At 63.2% G+C, this 21353-nt stretch carries 21 protein-coding genes; 6 read left to right on the top strand and 15 right to left on the bottom strand.

Annotated features, from left to right (window positions below; all coding sequences use genetic code 11):
- Positions 1 to 82: 82 nt before the first annotated feature.
- Both NKH06_RS25975 and NKH06_RS25970 read right to left on the bottom strand, forming a co-directional pair.
- Complete coding sequence (locus NKH06_RS25975) at positions 83 to 526, bottom strand: CHRD domain-containing protein (RefSeq protein WP_352443077.1); 444 nt, start codon at positions 524 to 526, stop codon at positions 83 to 85.
- A 147-nt stretch (positions 527 to 673) separates the two neighbouring features.
- Positions 674 to 1957 carry a cystathionine gamma-synthase family protein gene (locus NKH06_RS25970; RefSeq protein WP_023813181.1) on the bottom strand — a complete coding sequence of 428 codons (1284 nt, stop codon included), beginning with the start codon at positions 1955 to 1957 and terminating at the stop codon, positions 674 to 676.
- 125 nt (positions 1958 to 2082) lie between these two features.
- Between NKH06_RS25970 and NKH06_RS25965 the strand changes: the two genes are divergently transcribed.
- Positions 2083 to 2541, top strand: coding sequence for an Lrp/AsnC family transcriptional regulator (locus NKH06_RS25965; protein ID WP_352443078.1), 459 nt, complete (start codon positions 2083 to 2085; stop codon positions 2539 to 2541).
- A gap of 50 nt (positions 2542 to 2591) precedes the next feature.
- Here the strand turns inward: NKH06_RS25965 and NKH06_RS25960 are convergent, their stop codons facing one another.
- From NKH06_RS25960 to NKH06_RS25945, 4 genes are all read right to left on the bottom strand, one after another.
- Positions 2592 to 3563 (bottom strand): ABC transporter substrate-binding protein, encoded by a 972-nt coding sequence (locus NKH06_RS25960; protein ID WP_352443079.1) that lies wholly within the window; start codon positions 3561 to 3563, stop codon positions 2592 to 2594.
- 40 nt (positions 3564 to 3603) lie between these two features.
- On the bottom strand, positions 3604 to 4758 hold the full coding sequence (locus tag NKH06_RS25955) for an ABC transporter permease (RefSeq protein WP_352443080.1): 1155 nt from the start codon (positions 4756 to 4758) through the stop codon (positions 3604 to 3606).
- Positions 4755 to 5633, bottom strand: coding sequence for an ABC transporter permease (locus tag NKH06_RS25950; RefSeq protein WP_352443081.1), 879 nt, complete (start codon positions 5631 to 5633; stop codon positions 4755 to 4757). The genes NKH06_RS25955 and NKH06_RS25950 overlap by 4 nt, the downstream gene beginning before the upstream one ends.
- 373 nt (positions 5634 to 6006) lie before the next feature.
- The gene (locus tag NKH06_RS25945; protein ID WP_023813186.1) at positions 6007 to 6798 is read right to left on the bottom strand and encodes an ABC transporter ATP-binding protein; all 792 of its coding nucleotides are present in this window, start codon (positions 6796 to 6798) and stop codon (positions 6007 to 6009) included.
- A gap of 127 nt (positions 6799 to 6925) precedes the next feature.
- Here NKH06_RS25945 and NKH06_RS25940 point away from each other — a divergent pair, with 127 nt between their 5' ends.
- Positions 6926 to 7330, top strand: a complete 405-nt coding sequence (locus tag NKH06_RS25940) for a cupin domain-containing protein (RefSeq protein WP_127296050.1) — start codon at positions 6926 to 6928, stop codon at positions 7328 to 7330.
- A 35-nt stretch (positions 7331 to 7365) separates the two neighbouring features.
- On the opposite strand, the gene NKH06_RS25935 is transcribed toward NKH06_RS25940, so the two are convergent.
- The 3 genes from NKH06_RS25935 to NKH06_RS25925 all read right to left on the bottom strand — a co-directional run bounded on the left by NKH06_RS25935 (position 7366) and on the right by NKH06_RS25925 (position 10503).
- Positions 7366 to 7701, bottom strand: coding sequence for a hypothetical protein (locus NKH06_RS25935; RefSeq protein ID WP_352776326.1), 336 nt, complete (start codon positions 7699 to 7701; stop codon positions 7366 to 7368).
- Positions 7702 to 7739: 38 nt separating this feature from the next.
- Complete coding sequence (gene hydA / locus NKH06_RS25930) at positions 7740 to 9191, bottom strand: dihydropyrimidinase (protein WP_352799146.1); 1452 nt, start codon at positions 9189 to 9191, stop codon at positions 7740 to 7742.
- A gap of 61 nt (positions 9192 to 9252) precedes the next feature.
- A complete protein-coding gene (locus tag NKH06_RS25925; RefSeq protein WP_352776322.1) occupies positions 9253 to 10503 on the bottom strand; it encodes a Zn-dependent hydrolase in 1251 nt (416 codons plus the stop codon).
- Between the two features lie 121 nt (positions 10504 to 10624).
- Here NKH06_RS25925 and NKH06_RS25920 point away from each other — a divergent pair, with 121 nt between their 5' ends.
- The gene (locus NKH06_RS25920) at positions 10625 to 11263 is read left to right on the top strand and encodes a TetR/AcrR family transcriptional regulator (RefSeq protein ID WP_013530908.1); all 639 of its coding nucleotides are present in this window, start codon (positions 10625 to 10627) and stop codon (positions 11261 to 11263) included.
- Positions 11264 to 11375: 112 nt separating this feature from the next.
- Here NKH06_RS25920 and aptA read toward each other — a convergent pair whose 3' ends face one another.
- Positions 11376 to 12704, bottom strand: a complete 1329-nt coding sequence (aptA, locus tag NKH06_RS25915; RefSeq protein WP_352894553.1) for an omega-aminotransferase AptA — start codon at positions 12702 to 12704, stop codon at positions 11376 to 11378.
- A 226-nt stretch (positions 12705 to 12930) separates the two neighbouring features.
- Here aptA and NKH06_RS25910 point away from each other — a divergent pair, with 226 nt between their 5' ends.
- Positions 12931 to 13566 (top strand): TetR family transcriptional regulator C-terminal domain-containing protein, encoded by a 636-nt coding sequence (locus NKH06_RS25910; protein WP_352758727.1) that lies wholly within the window; start codon positions 12931 to 12933, stop codon positions 13564 to 13566.
- 4 nt (positions 13567 to 13570) lie between these two features.
- Here NKH06_RS25910 and NKH06_RS25905 read toward each other — a convergent pair whose 3' ends face one another.
- The gene (locus NKH06_RS25905) at positions 13571 to 14458 is read right to left on the bottom strand and encodes a helix-turn-helix transcriptional regulator (protein ID WP_352894550.1); all 888 of its coding nucleotides are present in this window, start codon (positions 14456 to 14458) and stop codon (positions 13571 to 13573) included.
- Between the two features lie 103 nt (positions 14459 to 14561).
- Here NKH06_RS25905 and NKH06_RS25900 point away from each other — a divergent pair, with 103 nt between their 5' ends.
- A complete protein-coding gene (locus tag NKH06_RS25900) occupies positions 14562 to 15404 on the top strand; it encodes an SDR family NAD(P)-dependent oxidoreductase (RefSeq protein WP_128303453.1) in 843 nt (280 codons plus the stop codon).
- The gene (locus NKH06_RS25895; RefSeq protein WP_128303452.1) at positions 15404 to 16126 is read left to right on the top strand and encodes an SDR family oxidoreductase; all 723 of its coding nucleotides are present in this window, start codon (positions 15404 to 15406) and stop codon (positions 16124 to 16126) included. The genes NKH06_RS25900 and NKH06_RS25895 overlap by 1 nt, the downstream gene beginning before the upstream one ends.
- Before the next feature lie 31 nt (positions 16127 to 16157).
- Here the strand turns inward: NKH06_RS25895 and NKH06_RS25890 are convergent, their stop codons facing one another.
- The 4 genes from NKH06_RS25890 to NKH06_RS25875 form a co-directional block, all read right to left on the bottom strand.
- A complete protein-coding gene (locus tag NKH06_RS25890) occupies positions 16158 to 16406 on the bottom strand; it encodes a hypothetical protein (RefSeq protein ID WP_128303451.1) in 249 nt (82 codons plus the stop codon).
- A 59-nt stretch (positions 16407 to 16465) separates the two neighbouring features.
- Positions 16466 to 17227, bottom strand: coding sequence for a trehalose-phosphatase (gene otsB, locus NKH06_RS25885; RefSeq protein WP_502895270.1), 762 nt, complete (start codon positions 17225 to 17227; stop codon positions 16466 to 16468).
- A gap of 17 nt (positions 17228 to 17244) precedes the next feature.
- On the bottom strand, positions 17245 to 19023 hold the full coding sequence (locus tag NKH06_RS25880; RefSeq protein WP_352894547.1) for an alpha,alpha-trehalose-phosphate synthase (UDP-forming): 1779 nt from the start codon (positions 19021 to 19023) through the stop codon (positions 17245 to 17247).
- A gap of 141 nt (positions 19024 to 19164) precedes the next feature.
- Positions 19165 to 21327, bottom strand: a complete 2163-nt coding sequence (locus tag NKH06_RS25875; protein ID WP_352443089.1) for an amylo-alpha-1,6-glucosidase — start codon at positions 21325 to 21327, stop codon at positions 19165 to 19167.
- Positions 21328 to 21353: the final 26 nt, after the last annotated feature.

Below are 21353 nucleotides of genomic sequence, written 5' to 3'. Positions count from 1 at the left end.
CTGGCCTCCAATCCAGCCAGCATCTTGAATCACAAACATCCGGCTTTGGGAATCCTACGATTCTCTCAAAATAGGAATCGCTCTATTTCGCGGCCTCGATCTGTCCGCGGATTTCGCCGTCCCTGTTGGCTGCCGTGTGCAAATTGACATAATCCTTGCCGCCCATCAGGTCGGCGGCCTGCGCGTCGGTCAGCACGGCCGACCCTTTGATCGGGCTCTTGAGCTTGCCCTTGAACGGGATCGCCACCCCGGCGTTTTCACCCATCGCGGCTGGGCCGTGAATATGCCCGGCGGTCGCCGACCCGCTGAGGCCGGAATATTTGACGTTCCAGCTGAGTTTCTTCGTGGCCGTGTCGAAGGTAAGAGCTGCGGTGCCCTTGCCTTTTGTGGTCACCGGCGGGTTCTGCTGGGCGCCGTCGAGCGTCGCTTTCAGCTTCACCGTCTCGGCCAGGGCCGGCGCTGCCGTAAGGAAGGACGCCGAGATGGCCAGTGCCGAAAGCATCGGCGCCAAGGATTGGATACGCATGAGGATCTCCGTTTGCTGATGACATCCAGCCACGGCTCCCCGGCGCGCGGATGTATCGGCACAACGCTTATAAGAGCGAATGGCTGCGCGCGAGTAACACTTACGTGCAAACTAATGGACCGCGCGATACCCCGGATACGGGGAGCGTCAGACCGCCGCCAGCGCCTGCGTCAGGTCGGCGATCAGATCGTCCGGGTGCTCCACGCCGATCGACAGCCTGACCGTGGTCTCCAGCACGCCGATGCGCTCGCGCACCTCGAAGGGTATGCCCGAATGCGTCATGGCCGCGGGGTGGCTGGCCAAGGATTCCGTTCCGCCCAGGCTCACCGCCAGCTTGAAGATCTGCAGGTTGTTGAGAAAGGCGAAAGCCGCCTTCTCTCTGCCCTTGATATCGAAGGAGAAGGTCGAGCCGGCACCAGTGCATTGCGCCCTGTAGGTGCGACCAGCCGGCGTGTCCTCGCCCAGGAACGGCAGGTAATGCACCTTCTCGACCTTGGCATGGTCGCGCAGGAATTCGGCGACCAGCCGCGCATTGTCGTTGGCCCGCTCCATGCGGATCGACAGCGTCTCCAGCGAGCGGCCGAGCATCCAGCAGGAATGCGGGTCGAGCTGCGTGCCGATCGCGCCGCGCAGCGCCTTGATCGGCTTGGTGACCGCCTTGCCGCCCATGGCGGCCCCCGCGATCAGGTCGGAATGGCCGCCGACATATTTGGTCAGCGAATAGACGGACACGTCGGCGCCATGTTCGATCGGCCGCTGGAACACCGGGCCGAGCAGCGTGTTGTCGCAGACGACGATCGGCGTCGACCCCTGGCTCGCGCCGATCTCGTCGGCGATCTTGCGCATCAGCGCGATATCGACCAGGCTGTTGGTCGGATTTGACGGCGTCTCGATCAGGATGACCGACACGCGGCCCTTCGCGACGGCGGCGTCGGAGGCCGTGCGCACCGCCGTCTCGTCGACGCCGTCCGCGAAACCGACAGCACCGATGCCGAAACCGGAGAGCGTGCGCGTCAAAAGCGTCTCGGTGCCGCCGTAAAGCGGCTGCGAATGAAGGATGACGTCGCCCGGCCTGATATAGGCGAGCAGTGTCGTGGCGATCGCCGACATGCCTGATGAAAACAGGATGCAGGCATCCGTCCCTTCATAGATCGCCAGACGGTCCTCGACGATCTCGCTGTTGGGATGGTTAAAGCGCGAATAGACCAGGCCGGACGCCGTGCCGCTCGGCGGCTCCTTGCGGCCGGAGGTGTAATCGAAGAAGTCGCGTCCTTCTTCCGCCGACTTGAACACGAAGGTCGAGGTCAGGAACACCGGCGGCTTGACCGCGCCTTCCGAAAGCTGCGGATCGAAGCCATAGCTCAGCATCAGCGTCTGCGGGTGGAGCTTGTGGTTGCCGATATGGGTTTTCGACGGGCGTGGCGCGGTCATGATCTTTCCTGCCTGTTCGAGTGAAATATTGAACGGCAATTTATGCGATCCTGTTCCACCAGTTCTTGCTATTTTGGGGCTCTCATGGCTGCATTCCCGCAACAAATTGCCCGGAGAGACCGAACGTGCAGCAGAAGATAGCCGACGATTTCGACCGCAAGATCCTGCGTGAGCTGCAAGCCGACGCCCGCATCACCAACCACGAGCTTGCCGAGCGGATCGGTCTGTCGCCATCGCCCTGCCTGAGGCGGGTGCGGCGGTTGGAGGAGACCGGAATTATCAGGGGCTACACCACGCTGGTCGATCCCTCAGCCTTTGGCTGGAGCATGGTCGCCATCGCCACCATCCGGCTCAGCCGTCAGAACGAAGACGAGATCGTGATGTTCGAGGACGCGATCCGCGGCTGGGAAGAGGTGCTGGAATGCCACCTCGTCACCGGCTCGCGCGACTATGTGCTGAAGGTGGTGACGGGAAGCCTCGAACAGTACGAGCGCTTCATCAAGGAAAAGATCGCGCGGCTGAAATGCGTCGCCTCGATCGAAACCAGTTTCGTCATGAACACCATAAAGGAACGGCGCCTCTGACATTTCTGCCGGAGGCGCCGCTTTCTGGATAAATGTGTTGCCGACTAGGCTTACTTGACTGCCTTGTCGGTGATGGCGGTGGTGTAGGCGCCGGTCGGCTCCTTGGTGATGATCTTCTGGTCGAGCAGCGCCTTGGCGGTGCGTTCGTAGGTCGCCGGGTCGAGCTTGCCGTCGGCATTGTCGATCAGCTTGGCGACTTCGCTCATCATGCGCTTCTGGTGGTTCTCGTCCTGGCCGCCGCCGTCCATGACGATGCCCGCGGCCTCGTCATTGTTGTCGATGGCGTATTTCCAGCCCTTCATCGAGGCGCGCACGAAACGCACCATCTTGTCTTCGAAGGCCGGGTCCTTGAGCTTGTCTTCGGACGCATAGAGCCCGTCCTCGAGCAGGTCGTTGCCCATGGTCGAGTAGTTGAACACGGTCAGCTGTTCGGGCTTGTAGCCGGCGTCGATCAACTGCCAGTACTCGTTGTAGGTCATGACCGAGATGCAATCCGCCTGCTTCTGGATCAGCGGCTGCACGTCGAAGCTCTGCTTCAAGACGGTGACGCCGTCCGGGCCGCCCTCGGTCTTGAGGCCGAGCTTGTTCATCCAGGCATAGAACGGATACTCGTTGCCGAAGAACCAGACACCGAGCGTGTGACCCTTGAAGTCGGCTTCGGTCTTGATCGGGCCGTCCTTCGGGCAGACCAGCTCCATGCCTGCCTTCTTGAACGGCTGGGCGATGTTGACCAGCGGCACACCCTTTTCGCGGGCAGCCAGCGCACCGCCCATCCAGTCGACGATGACATCGGCGCCGCCGCCGGCGATCACCTGCTCGGGCGCGATATCGGGACCGCCCGGCTTGATGTCGACGTCGAGACCTTCGGCCTCATAGAAACCCTTGGCCTTGGCGACATAGTAGCCGGCAAACTGGGCCTGCGTGACCCATTTCAGTTGCAACGTCACCTTGTCGGCGGCCATTGCCTGGAACGCGGCGAGCGACATCGCGCCGGCCAGAACGGGAATAATCAGTCTTTTCATTTTTTTACCCTCTGAAGTTAGTGCCCTAAACCCACCGCCCCTATCCACCACGGACAGAGGGATGCCAAAACGTGACGGCTCTTTCGACAAGAGCGACCACGCCATAAAAGACCGAACCCGCAAGTGCTGCAACTGCGATTTCGGCCCAGACCATGTCGATGTTCATCCGCCCGACCTCGGTCGAGATGCGGAAGCCCATGCCGACGACAGGCGTGCCGAAGAACTCGGCAACGATGGCCCCGATCAGCGCCAGCGTCGAGTTGATCTTCAGCGCGTTGAAGATGAAGGGCGCTGCTGCCGGCAGCCTGAGCTTCAGCAGGGTTTGCCAGTAGCCCGACGCATAGGTGCGCATCAGGTCGCGCTCCATGTGGCCGGAGGCGGCAAGGCCGGCGACCGTGTTCACCAGCATCGGGAAGAAGGTCATGATGATGACCACCGCCGCCTTGGACTGCCAGTCGAAGCCGAACCACATCACCATGATCGGTGCCACGCCGATGATCGGCAGTGCCGAGACCATGTTGCCGATCGGCAAGAGGCCGCGCCGCAGGAACGGCACGCGATCGGCGAGGACCGCGGTGATGAAGCCGGCGCCGCTGCCCACCACATAGCCGAAGATCACCGCCTTGAAGATGGTCTGCCTGATATCGGCGCCGAGCACCGGCAGCGAACCGGCAATGCGTGCGCCGATGGCGCTTGGCGGCGGCAGCAGGATGAAGGGTATGCCGGCCCCGCGCGTCACCGCTTCCCAGATGATCAGTATCCAGGCGCCGAAGATGGCCGGGATGATCAGGCGCAACGCGGTCCGCGCCCATTTGGCGAAAGGACGCAATGATGACAGCACCGCCACGCAGCGCCAGCCAAGCAGCCAGGCACCCGTGAGCAGCAGGAAATAGGGCGCCCGTGCCAGGCCCTCGAAGCCGGCGATGCCGCCAATCAGCAGCCAGGCGACCAGATGTGCGCCGATGAAAAGCACAACCGCTTCGACGACGGACGGTATTCTGGCCATCGTGATCAAGGCAACAAGAAGCAGCACGCCGAAGATCAGCCAGTTCGTCGCCGCATAGGGATATATCAACGTCCCTGCGGGCTGCGCCAGTGCATCCACTTTCGGCGCGGCGATCGCGCCGAGCGCCACAGCGATCAGGCACAGCACGATCGCCAGCACCGCTTGCCAGGAGGGTTTCAGCCAGTTCATGCCGGCCTCCCGCCCATGGCGCGGTCGACGAGGCGCCCGGCAATGCCGACCACCATGACCAGAAGTGCGGCCACCACCGAACCGGCGACCAGCGCCGACCAGATGTCGATGGACTGGCTGTAATAGGCGCCAGCCAAAAGCTTGGCACCGATGCCGGCGACAGCGCCGGTCGGCAGTTCGCCGACGATGGCGCCGACCAGGCTTGCCGCCACCGCCACCTTCATCGAGGTGAACAGGAACGGCACCGAAGCCGGCACGCGCAACTTCCAGAAGGTTTGCGCACGACTGGCATTGTAGGTGTGCATCAGGTCGAGATGCATGATCTCGGGCGAGCGCAGCCCCTTCACCATGCCCACAGTCACCGGGAAGAACGACAGATAGGTGGAGATCATCGCCTTCGGGATCAGGCCGCTGATGCCGATCGCCCCCAGCACGACGATGATCATCGGCGCCACCGCCAGGATGGGGATGGTCTGCGAGGCGATGATCCACGGCATCAGGCTGCGGTCGAGCGTCGCCACATGCACGATGCCGACCGCAATGATGATGCCGAGCGCGGTGCCGAAGGCAAAGCCGAGCAGCGTCGACGACAGCGTCACCCAGGCATTGTAGACGAGGCTGCGGTTCGAGGTGATGGGCCGCAGGAAGGTGTTCTCGAAGAAATTCACCGCCACCTGGTGCGGCGCCGGCAATGTCGGCTTCGGCTGCGACAGCGTCTTGCCGATGAGTTCGCTAAACGTGGAGGTCTCATTGGCACGGCGGTCGAGATCACGCTGGAACGGCGCGTTGAGGATGACGGCGAAAACATACCAGAGCACGACCACGCCAGCGAGGATGGAGGTGACGGGGATGAGTTTGTCGCGGAAGGTGTCCATCTAGCAGGCCTCGCCGGACAGGCGTGCGCTCTGCGTAACGCGAGCGACCCACCACGCGTTCGTCATCCTAGGGCGAAGCAAGGAGCGAAGCGACGCGGCGCAGACCCTAGGATCCATGCCGTTACCTCTCCGCTCCGCAACGGTGCCGAACATGATCCCCTCTGCCTCGCCCTGCTTGGCCGATACTCTCAACCGTTTTGGCCTTTCGGCAGACGTCACGGCATGCATCCTAGGGTCTGCGCTCGCCGCTTCGCATCGGCTCCGCCCTAGGATGACGAAGGCGCGGGTGGCCGCCCCCTCACCCGACCTCCGCTTCGCTCCGGCCCTCCTCTCCCCGGTGGTGGGGAGAGGAGGGAGCCCGTCGTTTGCTCCCTCAATCATCATAGCTGTGCCCTGCCCGCAGCCCGTCACGCACGCGCGCTGCGATCGCCAGAAACTCCGGCGTCTCGCGGATGTCGAGCGGCCGCTCTCTCGGCAGCGTCGATTCGATGATGTCGCTGACGCGGCCCGGCCGCGGTGACATGACGACGATGCGCGTCGACAGATAGACGGCCTCCGGAATGGAGTGGGTGACGAAGCAGATGGTCTTGTTGGTGCGTCCCCACAATTCCAGCAATTGCTCGTTGAGATGGTCGCGCACGATCTCGTCAAGGGCGCCGAACGGCTCGTCCATCAGCAGCAGGTCGGCATCAAAGGCCAGCGCACGGGCAATCGAGGCGCGCTGCTGCATGCCGCCCGAGAGCTGCCAGGGATATTTCTTTTCGAAGCCAGAGAGGTTGACGAGGTCGAGCGTGCGCTTGATACGCTCGCCTTGCTCCGCCTTGGACAGACCCATGATCTCCAGCGGCAGCCCGACATTGCGCTCGATCGTCCGCCACGGAAACAGCGCGGCGGCTTGGAAAACATAGCCATAGGCGCGTTTCTCGCGCGCCTGTTCTGCTGTCATGCCGTTGACCGAAATCGTCCCCGAGGTCGGCTTCTCCAAATCGGCGATGACGCGCAGCAGCGTGGTCTTGCCGCAGCCCGAAGGCCCGATGAAGGAGACGAACTCCCCTTTGCCGATGGTGAGATCGACATTGGACAGCGCCTGCACCGGCCCGTCATTGGTCTGGAAGGTCAGTCCGAGTTTGCTTGCCGCGACGACGGCTGGCGAAGTCCCCGTCATCGGCTGCCGCCTGCCTGTTTCCGTCCCTGCGGCGGCTGGAATCCGATTGCTTTTATCGCGATGTTGTTTTCCACTCGCCCTGTCCCATTGGTCTTGTCCCACTCGATCGACGCCCGGAGTTTCCCCGATGTCGCCCAAACCCACTTGTCATCTTATCCGCCCTGAAAGCACTTATGAAGGCAAGCAGGGATTGACCTATTTCGCCGGCATTACCGCCGAAACCGTCGGCGCCTCCGGCATCTGCATGCACATGCTCACCATCCCGCCCGGCGCGCGCGCCAAGGCGCATATGCATGAGAGCCACGAGACGGCGATCTATGTGCTCTCCGGCGAAGTCCACACCTGGTACGGCGACCGGCTCGAGCATCATATCGTCACCAAGGCCGGCGACCTTTTCTATATTCCCGCCGGCGTGCCGCATCTGCCGGCCAATCTGAGCAGCGCCCCGTCTTCGGCCGTCATTGCGCGCACCGATCCCAACGAACAGGAAAGCGTCGTCCTGCTGCCGGAACTGGATGCGCTGGTCGCGTGAGGCCAGCATCGACGGAATGGCCGCCATCGGCACCGTCACGAACATAATTGCAGCGGCCCCATTTCCTCAAGGCCGGGGATGGTGACGAAGAAACCATCCTCTCCCTTGTTGGTGACCACGACGGTTTCGATTGTCGTTCCCGCCTCGCCTTCCGCCGAACAGGTCGCGCCAAGCGATTGCGCGCCCAGCACCGATGTCAATTGCTGTGTGAACCGGCAGCCGCTGCCATAGGTCTCGACGCCTTCGGCGGTCAGCACGATATAGGCATCGCTCTCCTGATAACCGGCTTTGACGCCGGCGCAGCCGACATCATTGCCCCAGGAGCCGGCCAGTAGGCCGTCCGCTGCTGCCGGACCTGAGGCAGTTGCCATCAGGACCAACGAAATGAGCGCGGCCGAACGCGCCAAGCTCAAACCCCGGTCGCCGGGATGCCGGTGCGTTCCACCTTTCGCGGCGCGGAAATCTCTTTCCACGTCGACAGCGCCCGGTTGACCGCCGCATTCGGCTCGCGGCCGACGAATTCTCCATGCCCGGGTTTGGCCTTGATCTCGGCCTCCTGGATCGACAGTTCGCCACGCGAGAACACGAACCGCGGCAGACCGGTCACCTCGAACCCTTCGAACACGTTGTAGTCGATGACGGACTGCTGCTGCTTAGAAGTGATCTTCTTCTTTCGCTTGGGATCCCAGACGACGATGTCGGCATCCGCGCCTTCGACGATGGCGCCCTTTTTCGGATACATGTTGAGGATCTTGGCGATGTTGGTCGAGGTCACCGCGACGAACTCGTTCATCGTCAGCCGGCCGGTGTTGACGCCTGTGGTCCACAGCACCGGCATGCGGTCTTCGAGCCCGCCGGTGCCGTTCGGGATCTTGGTGAAATCGCCGATGCCGTTACGCTTCTGCTTGGTGGTGAAAGCGCAATGGTCGGTCGCCACCACCTGCAACGAGCCCGCCTGCAGGCCGGCCCACAGCGAATCCTGGTGCAATTTGTTGCGGAAGGGCGGGCTCATCACGCGGCGCGCCGCATGATCCCAGTCTTTGTCGAAATACTCGCTCTCGTCCAGCGTCAGGTGCTGGATCAGCGGTTCGCCGAACACCCGCATGCCCTTCTGCCGCGCCCGGCGGATCGCCTCGTGGCTCTGCTCGCAGGAGACATGCACGACATAGAGCGGCACGCCGGCCATGTCGGCGATCATGATGGCGCGGTTGGTCGCCTCGCCTTCCACTTCGGGTGGCCGTGAATAGGCGTGGCCCTCGGGGCCGTTGTTGCCGGCAGCCAGCAGCTTCTGCGACAGGGCGGCAACGACGTCGCCATTCTCGGCATGCACCAGCGGCAGCGCGCCGAGATCGGCGCAGCGCTGGAACGACGCATACATCTCGTCGTCGTCGACCATCAGCGCGCCCTTGTAGGCCATGAAATGCTTGAACGAGGTGATGCCCTTGTCGACGACAGTGGCCATCTCGTCGAACACCTGCTTGCCCCACCAGGTGATCGCCATGTGGAAGGAATAGTCGCAGGACGCCTTCGAGGTCTTGTTGTCCCACATCTGCAAGGCTTCGAGCAGCGACTGCTGCGGCGCCGGCAGGCAGAAATCGACCACCATCGTCGTGCCGCCGGAGAGCGCCGCGCGCGTGCCGGATTCGAAATCATCGGCCGAATAGGTGCCCATGAACGGCATTTCGAGATGGGTGTGCGGGTCGATGCCGCCCGGCATGATATAGCAGCCGGTGGCATCGAACTCGTGGTCGCCATGCAGGCCCGAACCGATGGCCACGATCTTGCCGTGCTGCATCAGGACATCGGCCTTCCAGGTGCGGTCGGCAGTGACGATGGTGCCGTTTCGGATGACTTTGGTCATTGGTTGTTCCGTTGTTCTTGCCGCGCTTCTTACGAGCGTCGTTTGAAGGTAGATTCTAAGCTCACTCCACGATGACAGCCGTCTCCACCACCGCGTGGAACAAAACGTCCGCGCCCGCCGAAGCCCATTCCTTGGTGATCTCCTCGGCCTCGTTGTGGCTGAGGCCATCGACGCAAGGGCACATCACCATGGCGGTGGGCGCGACGCGGTTGATCCAGCAGGCGTCGTGGCCGGCGCCGGAGACGATGTTGCGGTGGGAATAGCCGAGGCGTTCGGCGGCATCACGGATCGCCTTGACGCAGCCGGCATCAAAGGTCACCGGATCGAAAGCACCGACCTGTTCGATCTCGTAGCGAATGTCGAGTGCATCGCAGATCGTGTCGATGCCTTCGCGGATGCGGCCGTCCATCGCGTCCAGCACTTCCTTTTCCGGCGAGCGGATATCGACGGTGAAGACGGTGCGCCCGGCGATGATGTTGCGCGAATTGGGATAGACCTCCATGTGGCCGACCGCGCCGACGGCATCGGGCTGGTAGTCCATGGCGATCTCGTGCACCAGTTCGATCACCCGCGCCATGCCGAGCCCGGCATTGCGGCGCTTGGGCATCGGCGTCGAGCCGGTGTGGGCTTCCTTGCCGGTCAGCGTCACCTGCAGCCATTTAAGGCCCTGGCCATGGGTGACGACACCAATGTCGATATCTTCGTCCTCGAGGATCGGACCCTGTTCGATATGCAGTTCGAAGAAGGCGTAGATCTTACGGTCGCCGACCTTCTCGCTGCCCTTCCAGCCGATGCGCTCGAGTTCCTCGCCGAATTTCTTGCCCTGTTTGTCGACATGCCCGTACACATCGGCCTGGTCGAGCACGCCGGCGAACACGCCGGACGCCATCATCGCCGGCGCGAAGCGCGAGCCCTCCTCGTTCGTCCAGTTGGTGACGACGATCGGATGTTTGGTCTTGATGCCGAGATCGTTGAGAGAGCGCACCACTTCAAGCCCACCCAGCACGCCGAGCACGCCGTCATACTTGCCGCCGGTCGGCTGCGTATCGAGATGGCTGCCGACATAGACCGGCGGCAGGCTGGGATCGGTGCCTTCGCGGCGGGCAAACATCGTGCCCATTTCATCGACGCCCATTTCGAGCCCGGCCGCATCGCACCAGCGCTTGAACAGATGCCGCCCTTCGCCGTCTTCGTCGGTCACGGTCTGACGATTGTTGCCGCCGGCAATGCCGGGGCCAATCTTCGCCATCTCCATGATGGAATCCCACAAACGGTCTGAATTGATTCGCAGATTCTCGCCGGGTGCGGCCATCTTGAGTTCCCATCTACACCAGGGTTCTTGTCGCCCCTTGAGTGATTTACAGCTTGACCGTATGGTCAGCTTTTAAACTACACAACCTGACCAAGCGGTCAACTAGAATCTTGGGGTAGACATGGCAGAACCCACCCGCCCCATGCGGCGACAGGAGATCCGACGAGAGAATGAAAAAACCATTCTCGTCGCTGCCGAGAAGGTGTTTGCGGAGGCAGGGTTCGGCGGCGCCACGATGCAGTTGATCGCGGATCTGGCGGGACTGCCGAAGGCAAATCTCCACTATTATTTCGCCACCAAGGAAGAGCTTTACCGGTCGGTAGTTCAAAACATCTTTGAAATCTGGCTACAGGCGGCCAATTGCTTCGACGCGGCGCGCGGACCCATAGACGGCATCAGTGCCTATATCGACGCCAAGATGGAAATATCACGCCGCCATCCTGACGGCTCGAAGGTCTGGGCCTCTGAAGTGATGCACGGTGCGCCGGTGCTTCAGGACTATATGGAATCGACGCTGCGCGAATGGACGGACGGCCGCGTCGAGATCATCAGGCGCTGGATCGAGGAAGCCAAGATGGACCCGGTGGATCCGCGCCATCTGCTCTATATGCTTTGGGCTACGACCCAGCACTACGCCGATTTCGGTCACCAGATCGAGACGCTCAATGGCGGCAAGCCGCTGTCCGACCGGCAATGGCGGGAAGCCAAGGAAAATATCAAGCGGGTGATCCTGACCGGGATCGGCGCGTTGCCCGCCTGACTGTAACCGTTCGTTGCAGCAAAAGATCAGGTCGGCGCGCTGCCGCGCCGACCCCACCCGACCGCTTCGCGGCGACCCTCTCCTCCAGGGCGAGGGATATCGTGTCAGTCCGTCAATCGATGGACCTCAGCACTTCGCGCACATGGTCGATCAATTCGTTGATCTGGCCCTTGGTGATGATCAGCGGCGGCGACAGCGCGATGATGTCGCCGGTGGTGCGGATCAGCGCGCCGCGCTCGAACGCCTTGACGAAGGCCGAGAAGGCCCGTTTGGTCGGCTGGCCGGCGATCGGCGCCAGCTCGATCGCACCGATCAGGCCGATGTTCCTGATATCGATGACGTTCGGCTCGCCTTTCAGCGAATGCAGCGCGTCTTCCCAGTACGGCGCCAGCTCCTCGCCACGGGTCAGCAGGCCCTCTTCCTTGTAGGTGTCGAGCGTGCCGAGTGCGGCCGCGCAGGCGATCGGGTTGCCCGAATAGGTGTAGCCGTGGAAGAACTCGATCATGTGCTCGGGGCCGGTCATGAAGGCGTCGTGGATCTCCTTCTTCACGAACACAGCGCCCATCGGGATGACGCCGTTGGAGACGCCCTTGGCGGTGGTCATGATGTCGGGCGTGACACCGAAATAGTCGGCGGCGAACGGCGTGCCGAGACGGCCGAAACCGGTGATGACCTCGTCGAAGATCAACAGGATGCCATGCTTGGTGCAGATTTCGCGTAGCCTCTCGAGATAACCCTTCGGCGGCAGGATGACGCCGGTGGAGCCGGCGACCGGCTCGACGATGACGGCAGCGATGGTGGAAGCGTCGTGCAGAGCGACGATACGCTCCAGTTCGTTGGCGAGTTCCGCGCCATACTCCGGCACGCCCTTGGTGAAGGCGTTCTCTTCCGGCAGATGCGTGTGCGGCATATGGTCGACGCCGCCGAGCAGCGTGCCGAACATCTTGCGGTTGGTGACGATGCCGCCGACCGAGATGCCGCCGAAATTGACGCCGTGATAGCCGCGCTCGCGGCCGATCAGCCGGGTGCGCGAGCCCTCGCCCTTCACACGGTGGTAGGCGATGGCCATCTTGAGCGCAGTCTCGACCGATTCCGATCCGGAATTGGTGAAGAAGACATGGTCCATGCCTTTGGGCGCGAGGTCGACCAAGCGGTTGGCCAGTTCGAAGACGATCGGATGGCCCATTTGGAAGGCCGGCGCATAGTCCAGCTCGGCAGCCTGCTGCTGGATCGCCTCGGTGATCTTCGGCCGGCAATGGCCGGCATTGACGCACCACAGGCCGGCGGTGCCGTCGAGCACCTTGCGGCCGTCGCTGGTCGTGTAGTGCATGTCCTTGGCGGACACCATCATGCGCGGCGCCTGCTTGAACTGCCGGTTTGCCGTGAACGGCATCCAGAATGCGCTGAGATCGTTCGGCGTGACTTTCAGCCGGTTGGACATGACCAGGACTTCCCCTTGTAAACTGTTTCGCTGCGCCCAACGCTTGGTCTTTGCCGCGTTTTCATGCTACGCAAATTTTTGACCGATTGGACAAACGTTAGCACCGCCCTCTCGGCGGTCAAGGATTACTAGCGGAAATGCGGCACCTGAAGTGCGTTCCACAGGCTAGGGAAAAACTGGTCCAGAGAATTGGTCCAGATGACCCTCAACACGAGGGCTTGCAACGGTGACCACCGGCACGGACGCCCCTCGCCGCACCCGCATCCAGCAGGAAAAGCGCGAACTGATCCTGGAGGCGGCGCTCGAGGTTTTCTCCACCAACGGCTTTCGCGGCTCGACCATCGATCAGATCGCCGAAGCCGCCGGCATGTCGAAGCCCAACCTGCTCTACTATTTCCGCCGCAAGGAAGACATCCACGAGACGCTGATGCAGCGCCTGCTCGACACCTGGCTGGCGCCGCTGCGCGAACTCGATGACATCGGCGATCCCCTCACCGAACTGCGCAGCTACATCAGGCGCAAGCTGGAGATGGCGCGCGACTTTCCGCGCGAGAGCCGACTGTTCGCCAACGAGATCCTGCAAGGCGCGCCGCGCATCATGCCGCTGCTGGCCGGAGAGTTGAAGACGCTGGTCGACGAGAAGGCGACCGTCATCAAGGGCTGGATGCGCGCTGGCAAGATCGCCAAGACCGATCCGTGGCACCTGATCTTCTCGATCTGGGCGACGACGCAGCATTATGCCGATTTCGACGTCCAGGTCCGCGCCGTGCTCGGGCCGAACCGCGGCGGCGACGGCCGCTTCGAGGATGCGGCCCGCTTCCTGGAACAACTGTTTCTTGATGGGCTGAAGCCGAAGACCTGACGCTTCAGGCGCTGCGCCGCTCGGCCGGCAGCGCGTCCAGCAATGTCTGCAGCTTGGCGATCGAATTCTGCTCGGCGAGCGGCGTGTAGACGATCAGCTTCATGTCCGAGCCGTCGCCGATCGACAGGCTCATATGCTCGAAGATCATGGCGCCCGCGCTCGGGTGCCGGACATGCTTCACCCCCGACAATCGGTGCGCGACGTCGCGCTGCGGCCACCAGGCACGAAATTCGGGGCTCGAACGCGTCATCAACTCGATCAGCCGCTCGAAATCCGGATCGCCGACATAGCGGGCGCTCGCGGCCCGGAACGAGGCCAGCACGGTGCGCGCCAGTTGCTCCCAGTCGACCAGCAGGCGCCGGTGGTGCGGGCTGGTGAACACCATGTGGACGATGTTGCGGGCATCCCCTTCCAGCAGGCCATAGTCGCCGAACACCGCCACCGCCGCCGGGTTCCAGGCCAGCACATCCCAGCGCCGCCCGACCACATAGGCCGGCTGCAGCACCAGGCTCTGCAGCATGTGCAGCAAGGGGCCGTCGACCCTTTCCGGCGCCACGGCACGGCGCTCCGGCTGCTGGCGGTCGGCAAGGATGAACAGATGCTGTTTTTCGGCGGCGTCGAGGCGCAGTGCTTCGGCGAGTGCCGTCAGCACCTCGACCGAGGGCCTGACCTCCCGCCCCTGCTCCAGCCATGTGTACCAGGTGGTGCCGACGCCGGCGATCATCGCCACCTCCTCGCGCCGTAGTCCCGGCGTACGCCGCCTGAGACCGGTGGCGATGCCGGTGGCCGAGGGCGTCAGCCTTTCGCGGCGCGAGCGCAGGAAGGCGCCGAGTTCGCGCCGGCGGCTGTCTTCAGCGGAGTGGTTTGGGGCCGCGTGGGGTTGGGACTCCATGCGCCCAGTATAGCAGTATTGATACCAGGATAAAGTTTGAACTGTTTGGCTCGCGCCAACTGTCCCATCTTCCGTTCAGAGCAACAGAACGGAGGCTCTGAACATGGAACTCAAAGACAAGACGATCCTCATCACCGGTTCGACCGATGGCGTCGGCCGCGTCGTCGCGCAACGGCTCGGCGCCGCGAGCGCCCGTGTGATGGTGCATGGCCGCGATGCGAGGCGCGGCAAGGCTGTTGTCACCGAGATCGAAGCGGCCGGCGGCATGGCGGAGCTTCTGGTCGCCGACCTCTCTTCGCTGGCCGAAGTGCGCCGGCTTGCCGAGGCGGTGCGCGCCCGGACGGGCCGGCTCGACATCCTCGTCAACAATGCCGGAATCGGCACGGCGGGCCAGGGTGCCAAAAGGCAGGTCAGCGCCGACGGCTACGAACTGCGCTTCGCGGTCAACTACCTCGCCGGTTTTCTGCTGACATCGGAGCTTCTGCCGTTGCTGAAGGCGAGTGCGCCGGCCCGCATCGTCAATGTCGCCTCGGCCGGACAGCAGGCGGTCGATTTCAGCGATGTCATGCTGACCCGCTTCTATGACGGCGAGCGCGCCTATTGCCAGAGCAAGCTGGCGCAGATCCTGTTCACCGTCGATTTGGCCGAACAGTTGAAAGGTACCGGCGTCACCGTCAACGCGCTGCACCCAGCGAGTTACATGAATACCACCATGGTCCGGCAGGCTGGTGTGACGCCGTGGAGTTCGGTCGAGACCGGTGCCGAGGCCATCCTCAACCTCGCCGCCTCACCCGCGCTCGACGGAAAAAGCGGCCTCTATTTCGACGGCCTGCGGGAATCCCGTGCCGACGCCCAGGCTTATGACGCCAAGGCAAGGCAACGGCTGCGAAGCTTGAGCCTCGATCTCATCGACCCGGCCTCCCTCACATCGAAGGAACAGCATTGATGACCAAGACAATCGAACACACCGTCGTCATCGGCGGCTCGTCCGGCATCGGCCTGGCGACGGCACGCAAGTTGCTCGGCCCGGACATGAAGGTGACCATCACCGGGCGCAACGAGGAGAAACTGAAGAGCGCTTGGAAAAGCCTTGGCGGCGCTGCCGGGAAGGCTGCTTTCGACGCCGCGAAGCCGGACGAGGTCCGCCAGTTCTTCGAGAGCCTCGGGCCTTTCGACCATCTGGTGCTGGCGGCCAGCGGCGGCAAGGGCCTCGGCCCCTTCCCGACGCTTGACCTGAGCGACATCGGCAGTGGCGTGGAGGAAAAGGTCCGCCCGCAGCTGTCTTGCCTGCAGGCCGCCTTGCCGACACTCAACAAGGCCGGCTCGGTCACCTTCATCTCGGCGGTGTCGGCGCAGCTCGCGGCGCCGGGCGTCGCCGGTATCGCCGCCATCAACGGCATGCTGTTGACCGTGGTGCCGATCCTGGCGGTGGAACTGAAGCCGCTGCGCGTCAATGTCGTGGCGCCGGGCGTCATCGACACGCCATGGTGGGATTTTCTGGCCGAGGAGCAAAAGCAAACGATCTTTGCCGACTATGCCGGCAAGACCCCGGTCGGCCGCGTCGGCCGGGCCGAAGACGTAGCCGACGCAATCGCCTTCCTCGTCTCCAACGGCTTCATGACCGGCCAGGTGCTGACCTGCGATGGCGGCCTGCGATTTGCGGCATAGGAACAGCGATTATCGGGCTCCGGCGGGACCCTTAATTGGCCTTCTTTGGAACACGGTCGTTCTCGTCCGCAGGCCTGTCGCCTGTCGGTTTTGCCGAAACAGGCTTTTCCGGCACATGGGAATAGTCAGATGTATCCGCCCCATACATCTTGTTGTCGACCGCTTCTTGCCAGCTGAAATCCGCGTCCGACGGTGAAACGTCGGCAATCTCATGGCGGGAGGAGCGAGAGTGCAGCCAGTTCGGGGTGATCTCTCGGACCAATTGTGCAAAGCGTCCCATCGAAACCGTTCCTTTCCTTGTCTTTTCCAGGAGGCGCGATCGCGGTGCGTCAGCTGGACCTAAAGTTGACCTCTCAGCCAGGCTAGCGTCTCGGCAACGCCGACCAGCCCGTACTGCGCGGTGGTGTGCGCCGGTGGCTTGACCCGTATCGATATGCCGCCCGCATCATTGACGGTTTCGAAGCCGTTTTCGTCCGACGTGTCGTCGCCCAGGAAGACCGGGCGACGGCCCGTGAATGGCGCGATCTCCATGAAACGCCGGATCGCGGCGCCCTTGGCGGCCTCCAGCGGCAGCAATTCCACGCCGGCGTTGCCGGCAACCACCCGGTAGCCCTTTGGCAGCGTGGCCAGCGCCTGCTCGACAAGCTGCGTCGCGCGGGGAAGCAGATGGGGGGCGGCGCGCGTGTGGATGGCCAGCACCCTTCCCTTACGCTCGATATAGGCCCCACGACCGAGCTCGGCCTCGATCTCGTCGGCAAGGGCCGCGATATCCGCCGGCTCGTCCGCGACTTCGACGTCGTCGTCCGGGAGAAGCCGGTGCTCCAATCCATACAGCCCGGCCGCGCGCAGTTTCAAAGGCTGAAACAGATGGTCGACAGCCGCAACGGACCGGCCCGTGATGAACGCCAACGCCCCGTCCAGCTTGCGGTCCAGGCCTTGCAGCAAGGAGCGAAGCTCGTCGCTGACCGAGACGGCGTCCGGGTGTTCGGCATGTTCCAGCAGGGTGCCGTCGATGTCGAGGAACAACGCCCATTCGCCGGTCAGCACAGTCTGCGGTTTCGGCATGACGGCCTGCGGCTTTTGCGGGCTTTCGCTGATCATCTTTTGCAGGACCTCGTTCATGACATGACTACCCGTTTGCGCTCGAACATGGACACGACATTGTCGACGCTAGGCGGCCGCTCACCGACACCGGTTACCCGGTCGAGGTCACCGCGCTTGCGCAAACGCGCTGCATCCAGAAGCATGCTGCCGGCCCAGCGATAGACATTGTTGTTGCGGATCGTCTCGCGCATGGGCCGCATGCGCTCGCGCTGTTCGTCTGAAGTCATGATCAGCGCCTGCAGCAGCGCTTCGCTCATCATGGCGGCGTCGTAAGGGTTGACGATCAGCGCCTCCAGCAATTCGCGCGAGGCGCCGGCGAAGGTGCTGAGCATCAAGACGCCCTGTTCGTCGTCGCGCGCCGCGACGAACTCCTTGGCGACCAGGTTCATGCCGTCATGCAGGCTGGTGACCATGCATATGTCGGCGGCGCGATAGATCTCGTAGACCTGTTCCTGTGAGTGATGCTCGGCCACCATAACCACCGGCCGGTAACCCTCGCTGCCATAGCGTTGGTTGAGCTCCTCGGCATAGCGGTGGCATTCGTCGTGGAGCAGCTTGTAAGCCGGCAGCGTGCCGCGGCTGGGGGCCGCGACCTGCAGGAAAACCAGTTTTCCGATCCATTCAGGGTATCGCTTGAACAATTCGTCCAGCGCCTGAAACCGATCCAGAATGCCCTTGGTGTAATCGAGACGTTCGACTCCCACGGCCAGCTTCACATCCGCTTTCAGTCCGAACCTGTTGCGCAGACGGGCCCGGCAGTCATCGACGTCAGGCAATTTTGCCAACAGGTCCGCCGGCCATTCTATCGAGATGGGATAGGCGTGCACCAGCGTCGTCTGGCCACCGTAGGAGATCGCCGCATCGGCCCGCTCGATGCGGCTTTCCAGGAAGCGATCGACGCTTTCGGTGAAATTGTTGGCGTGGAACTGGGTGTGGAAGCCGATGATCGAACTGCCGAGCAGCCCCTCGAGGATGCGTTCACGCCAGGGACAGATGCTGTACACTTCCGAATTCGGCCACGGGATATGCCAGAAAGTGATGACGATCGCCTCCGGCAGGCGCTCGCGGATCATGCGCGGCAGCAGCGCGAAGTGGTAATCCTGGACCAGCACGATAGGCCGCTCGTTGCGCGCTTCGGCAACCACCGTGTCGGCGAACTTCCGGTTGACGGCCTCGTAGGCCCCCCAGTCCGAGGCGCGAAAAATCGGCCGGGTGAAGGCGATATGGCAAAGCGGCCAGAGGCCCTCATTGGCGAAGCCGAGATAGTAGCCCTGATGCTCTTGCTCCGTCAGCCAGACCCGGCGCAGCGTGTAGGACGGATGGCCGGGAGGCACCTGTACCCGGTCGTGGTCGTCGACGGTGAGGCGGTCCGCCGTTCCGCCGCCATAGGCGATCCAGGTGCCGCCACAGGCGCGGGTGATCGGCTCGAGCGCCGACACCAGCCCGCTGGCCGGCACCAGCAATTCGACGCCATCATCCCTGATGTTGTGGATATAGGGTTCCCGGTTGGACACCACGATGACCTGCGCATCGGGCAGATCGTCGGCGAGGATCTTGCGCAATGTCTCGGGCGACCACGTCACCAGCGCCGCATCGGCCGATTGGCCGTTCTTTTCGAACTCACGTATCACCTTGCGCGCCGCCTCCGCGGCCACGTCTTCGCCCGCTGTATGGGCAACCGCCGGAGGGTGGCTGCGGCGCTGCCGCGATAGGGAGAGGAATACGGCAAGAGCGGAAAAACCGAGGCTCGCGAAGATCAGAACCCAGAGCAGTTCCGCACCGTAGTTTGTCATTGAATGTCAACTCACCCGGCCGTCGGCGACCGTTTTTTCGTGTTTCCCGTTTGAAAAGGTCCGCCGACCACGTGGTCGGCGTTCGGACCCGTATTTTTGCAACGCACAAAGCTCGGATCGGTTCCGCCAATTTTGTTCGGATCATGTCCTTACGATGAGCGGCACCAGCCCTTCATGGCGGTCGGCAAGGAAAGCTACGACCCGATCGCCGACGCGCTGGAAGGTGAGATCGACGACCCGGTCGCCGACGCCCAGGTGCCGCAGTGTCAGCGTGTCGATGCCGATCGGCAGCCTCGGGCGGGTGACGCGGATTTCGCCATCCCAGCCGTCGATCTCCAGGCCAAGGCAGGCCTGCATCAGCATGAAGGCCGAGCCCGCCGACCACGCTTGCGGCAGGCAGGCGACAGGATAGGCGATGGGTGCTTCGCCCGGCGCGCGTGTAAAACCGCAGAACAGTTCGGGCAGCCGCATGTTGAAATGGACCGCGGATTCGAATGTGCCGCTCATCAGGCGAACCACGCTTTCACGCTCGCCATAGCGTGCCAGGCCGGCACCGCAGATGGCGGTGTCGTGCGGCCAGATCGAGCCATTGTGGTACGACATCGGGTTGAAGAACACCGCATCGTCGGCAAGCGTCCTCAGCCCCCAGCCGGAATGGAAGGAGGCGGAAAGCAGCTGGTCGGCGACCATCTGCGCCCGCGCCGGCTCAGGCAATCCGACAAAGAGCAGATGCCCAGCATTCGAGGTCCGCACCTTGCAGGGCTCGCCGGCACCGTCGATCGCGAGGGCGTAGAAGCCGAGATCGTCAAGCCAGAAATCGCGTTCCACCGCCACCCGCATCGCCTCGGCGCGGTCCTCCCAGTGATCGGCTTTGTCGTCTTCGCCACGGCGGCGGGCAAGCTTGGCCAGCCCCCGGAAAGCGGCAAAGACATAGCCTTGCACTTCGACCAGCGCGATCGGGCCCTTGGGAATGCGGCCATCGGCATGGAAGACCGAATCGAAACTGTCCTTCCATCCCTGGTTGGCGAGGCCGGACTCGGCCGCTCGCTGGTAAGTCACGAATCCGGTCTCCCGGCCTGCCTCCTCCGTCCATTCGGCCGCGGCGCACAGTGACGGCCACAGGCCGTCGATGAACGCCATGTCACCGGTACGATCGGCGTAGGCGCAAGCAAGATAGATGTAGAGCGGTGTCGTATCGACGCCACCGTAGTAGCGGCCGAAGGGAAGCTCCCGCAGCGCCACCATTTCGCCCTTGCGGGTCTCGTGCATGATCTTGCCCGGCTGCGAATCGCTGAACGGCGATGTCTCGGTCGCCTGGTGCTGGGCCAGAAAGGCCAACACGCCCCGCGCCAGGCCCGGATTGAGCCACAGCATCTGCAGTGCCGAGATGACGCCGTCACGACCGAACGCCGTCGAGAACCAGGGGATGCCGGCATAGGGATAGGGGCCGGTCGCCAGTTCGGTGGTCAGCAGCGCGACATCGGCGCGGGCGCGCTCGACCCAGTCGTTGAAGACGCGGCCCGAGCTGCGCACCGTCGCGCCATGGCGACGTTTGGCCCGCATGCCAAAGCGGGCGCGGGCGGCAGCGGCGCGAAACCGGTCGCGGTCGGGCTTATCGGCCACCTCGGGACCGACCTCGACATAAAGCACCTTCCTGCTGCGCTTGGTGACGGCGATCAGGAAATCGGCACGGGTGGCTGTCAGTTGGTCCGGCGCCTGCGAGAACGATATCGCAGAGAGGCGGGCCAGGCCGTCGAGCCCGTCATAGCGCAGCAGGACGGACGTCGCGTCTGTTTCGGCGGCATGGGCCAGCCCGCGCTTCAGCCGTGTCGAGCCGCGCACTTCGAACATGTCGCGGAAATCGGCGGAATAGTGCAGGGAAACGCTGATCGTCGAGTGTTCCCGGCTGTAATTGGAAAGGGTGATGCGTTCGAACAGCCTGTCCTGCCAAAGCAGCCTGACGCGTTCGATGTGAATGGCTCCCTGCGGGATGTCGCGTCCACCGGCGCTCTGTATCGGCAGATTGGTCAAATTGGTGGTGAACAGCACATTGTCTTGGCTGAGCGAGGCGCCGAGCAGCGATGTCTGCCTGCCGCCGACGGTCAGCCGGAACTCGGAAAGAACCCGTGTGTCGTCGCGAAAGAAACCGTCGCCGGCTCCGCGTATGTCGCCATAGGCGTCGGCAACCGCGAAGCAATCGCCCTGCTTGAGGGCAAACAACCGATGCGGCTCGCGAGGGGCGGTGGCGTCGAGCGATGCAAGCGCAACCGCGGGATCGAGCTGGCGCTCATCGAGTTGGGCCATTCGTCAAAGATCCCTGTTGTTTCGTT

Source organism: Mesorhizobium sp. M1342 (assembly GCF_040317955.1).
Taxonomy (GTDB): Bacteria; Pseudomonadota; Alphaproteobacteria; order Rhizobiales; family Rhizobiaceae; genus Mesorhizobium.
This window is presented reverse-complemented; position numbering and strand designations above follow the sequence as displayed.

Coding starts and splice junctions, on each gene's coding strand:
- NKH06_RS25975 (WP_352443077.1), bottom strand. CDS start 526: ATGCGTATCCAATCCTTGGCGCCGATGCTTTCGGCACTGGCCATCTCG.
- NKH06_RS25970 (WP_023813181.1), bottom strand. CDS start 1,957: ATGACCGCGCCACGCCCGTCGAAAACCCATATCGGCAACCACAAGCTC.
- NKH06_RS25960 (WP_352443079.1), bottom strand. CDS start 3,563: ATGAAAAGACTGATTATTCCCGTTCTGGCCGGCGCGATGTCGCTCGCC.
- NKH06_RS25955 (WP_352443080.1), bottom strand. CDS start 4,758: ATGAACTGGCTGAAACCCTCCTGGCAAGCGGTGCTGGCGATCGTGCTG.
- NKH06_RS25950 (WP_352443081.1), bottom strand. CDS start 5,633: ATGGACACCTTCCGCGACAAACTCATCCCCGTCACCTCCATCCTCGCT.
- NKH06_RS25945 (WP_023813186.1), bottom strand. CDS start 6,798: ATGACGGGGACTTCGCCAGCCGTCGTCGCGGCAAGCAAACTCGGACTG.
- NKH06_RS25940 (WP_127296050.1), top strand. CDS start 6,926: ATGTCGCCCAAACCCACTTGTCATCTTATCCGCCCTGAAAGCACTTAT.
- NKH06_RS25935 (WP_352776326.1), bottom strand. CDS start 7,701: ATGGCAACTGCCTCAGGTCCGGCAGCAGCGGACGGCCTACTGGCCGGC.
- hydA (WP_352799146.1), bottom strand. CDS start 9,191: ATGACCAAAGTCATCCGAAACGGCACCATCGTCACTGCCGACCGCACC.
- NKH06_RS25925 (WP_352776322.1), bottom strand. CDS start 10,503: ATGGCCGCACCCGGCGAGAATCTGCGAATCAATTCAGACCGTTTGTGG.
- NKH06_RS25920 (WP_013530908.1), top strand. CDS start 10,625: ATGGCAGAACCCACCCGCCCCATGCGGCGACAGGAGATCCGACGAGAG.
- aptA (WP_352894553.1), bottom strand. CDS start 12,704: ATGTCCAACCGGCTGAAAGTCACGCCGAACGATCTCAGCGCATTCTGG.
- NKH06_RS25905 (WP_352894550.1), bottom strand. CDS start 14,458: ATGGAGTCCCAACCCCACGCGGCCCCAAACCACTCCGCTGAAGACAGC.
- NKH06_RS25900 (WP_128303453.1), top strand. CDS start 14,562: ATGGAACTCAAAGACAAGACGATCCTCATCACCGGTTCGACCGATGGC.
- NKH06_RS25895 (WP_128303452.1), top strand. CDS start 15,404: ATGACCAAGACAATCGAACACACCGTCGTCATCGGCGGCTCGTCCGGC.
- NKH06_RS25890 (WP_128303451.1), bottom strand. CDS start 16,406: ATGGGACGCTTTGCACAATTGGTCCGAGAGATCACCCCGAACTGGCTG.
- otsB (WP_502895270.1), bottom strand. CDS start 17,227: ATGATCAGCGAAAGCCCGCAAAAGCCGCAGGCCGTCATGCCGAAACCG.
- NKH06_RS25880 (WP_352894547.1), bottom strand. CDS start 19,023: ATGACAAACTACGGTGCGGAACTGCTCTGGGTTCTGATCTTCGCGAGC.
- NKH06_RS25875 (WP_352443089.1), bottom strand. CDS start 21,327: ATGGCCCAACTCGATGAGCGCCAGCTCGATCCCGCGGTTGCGCTTGCA.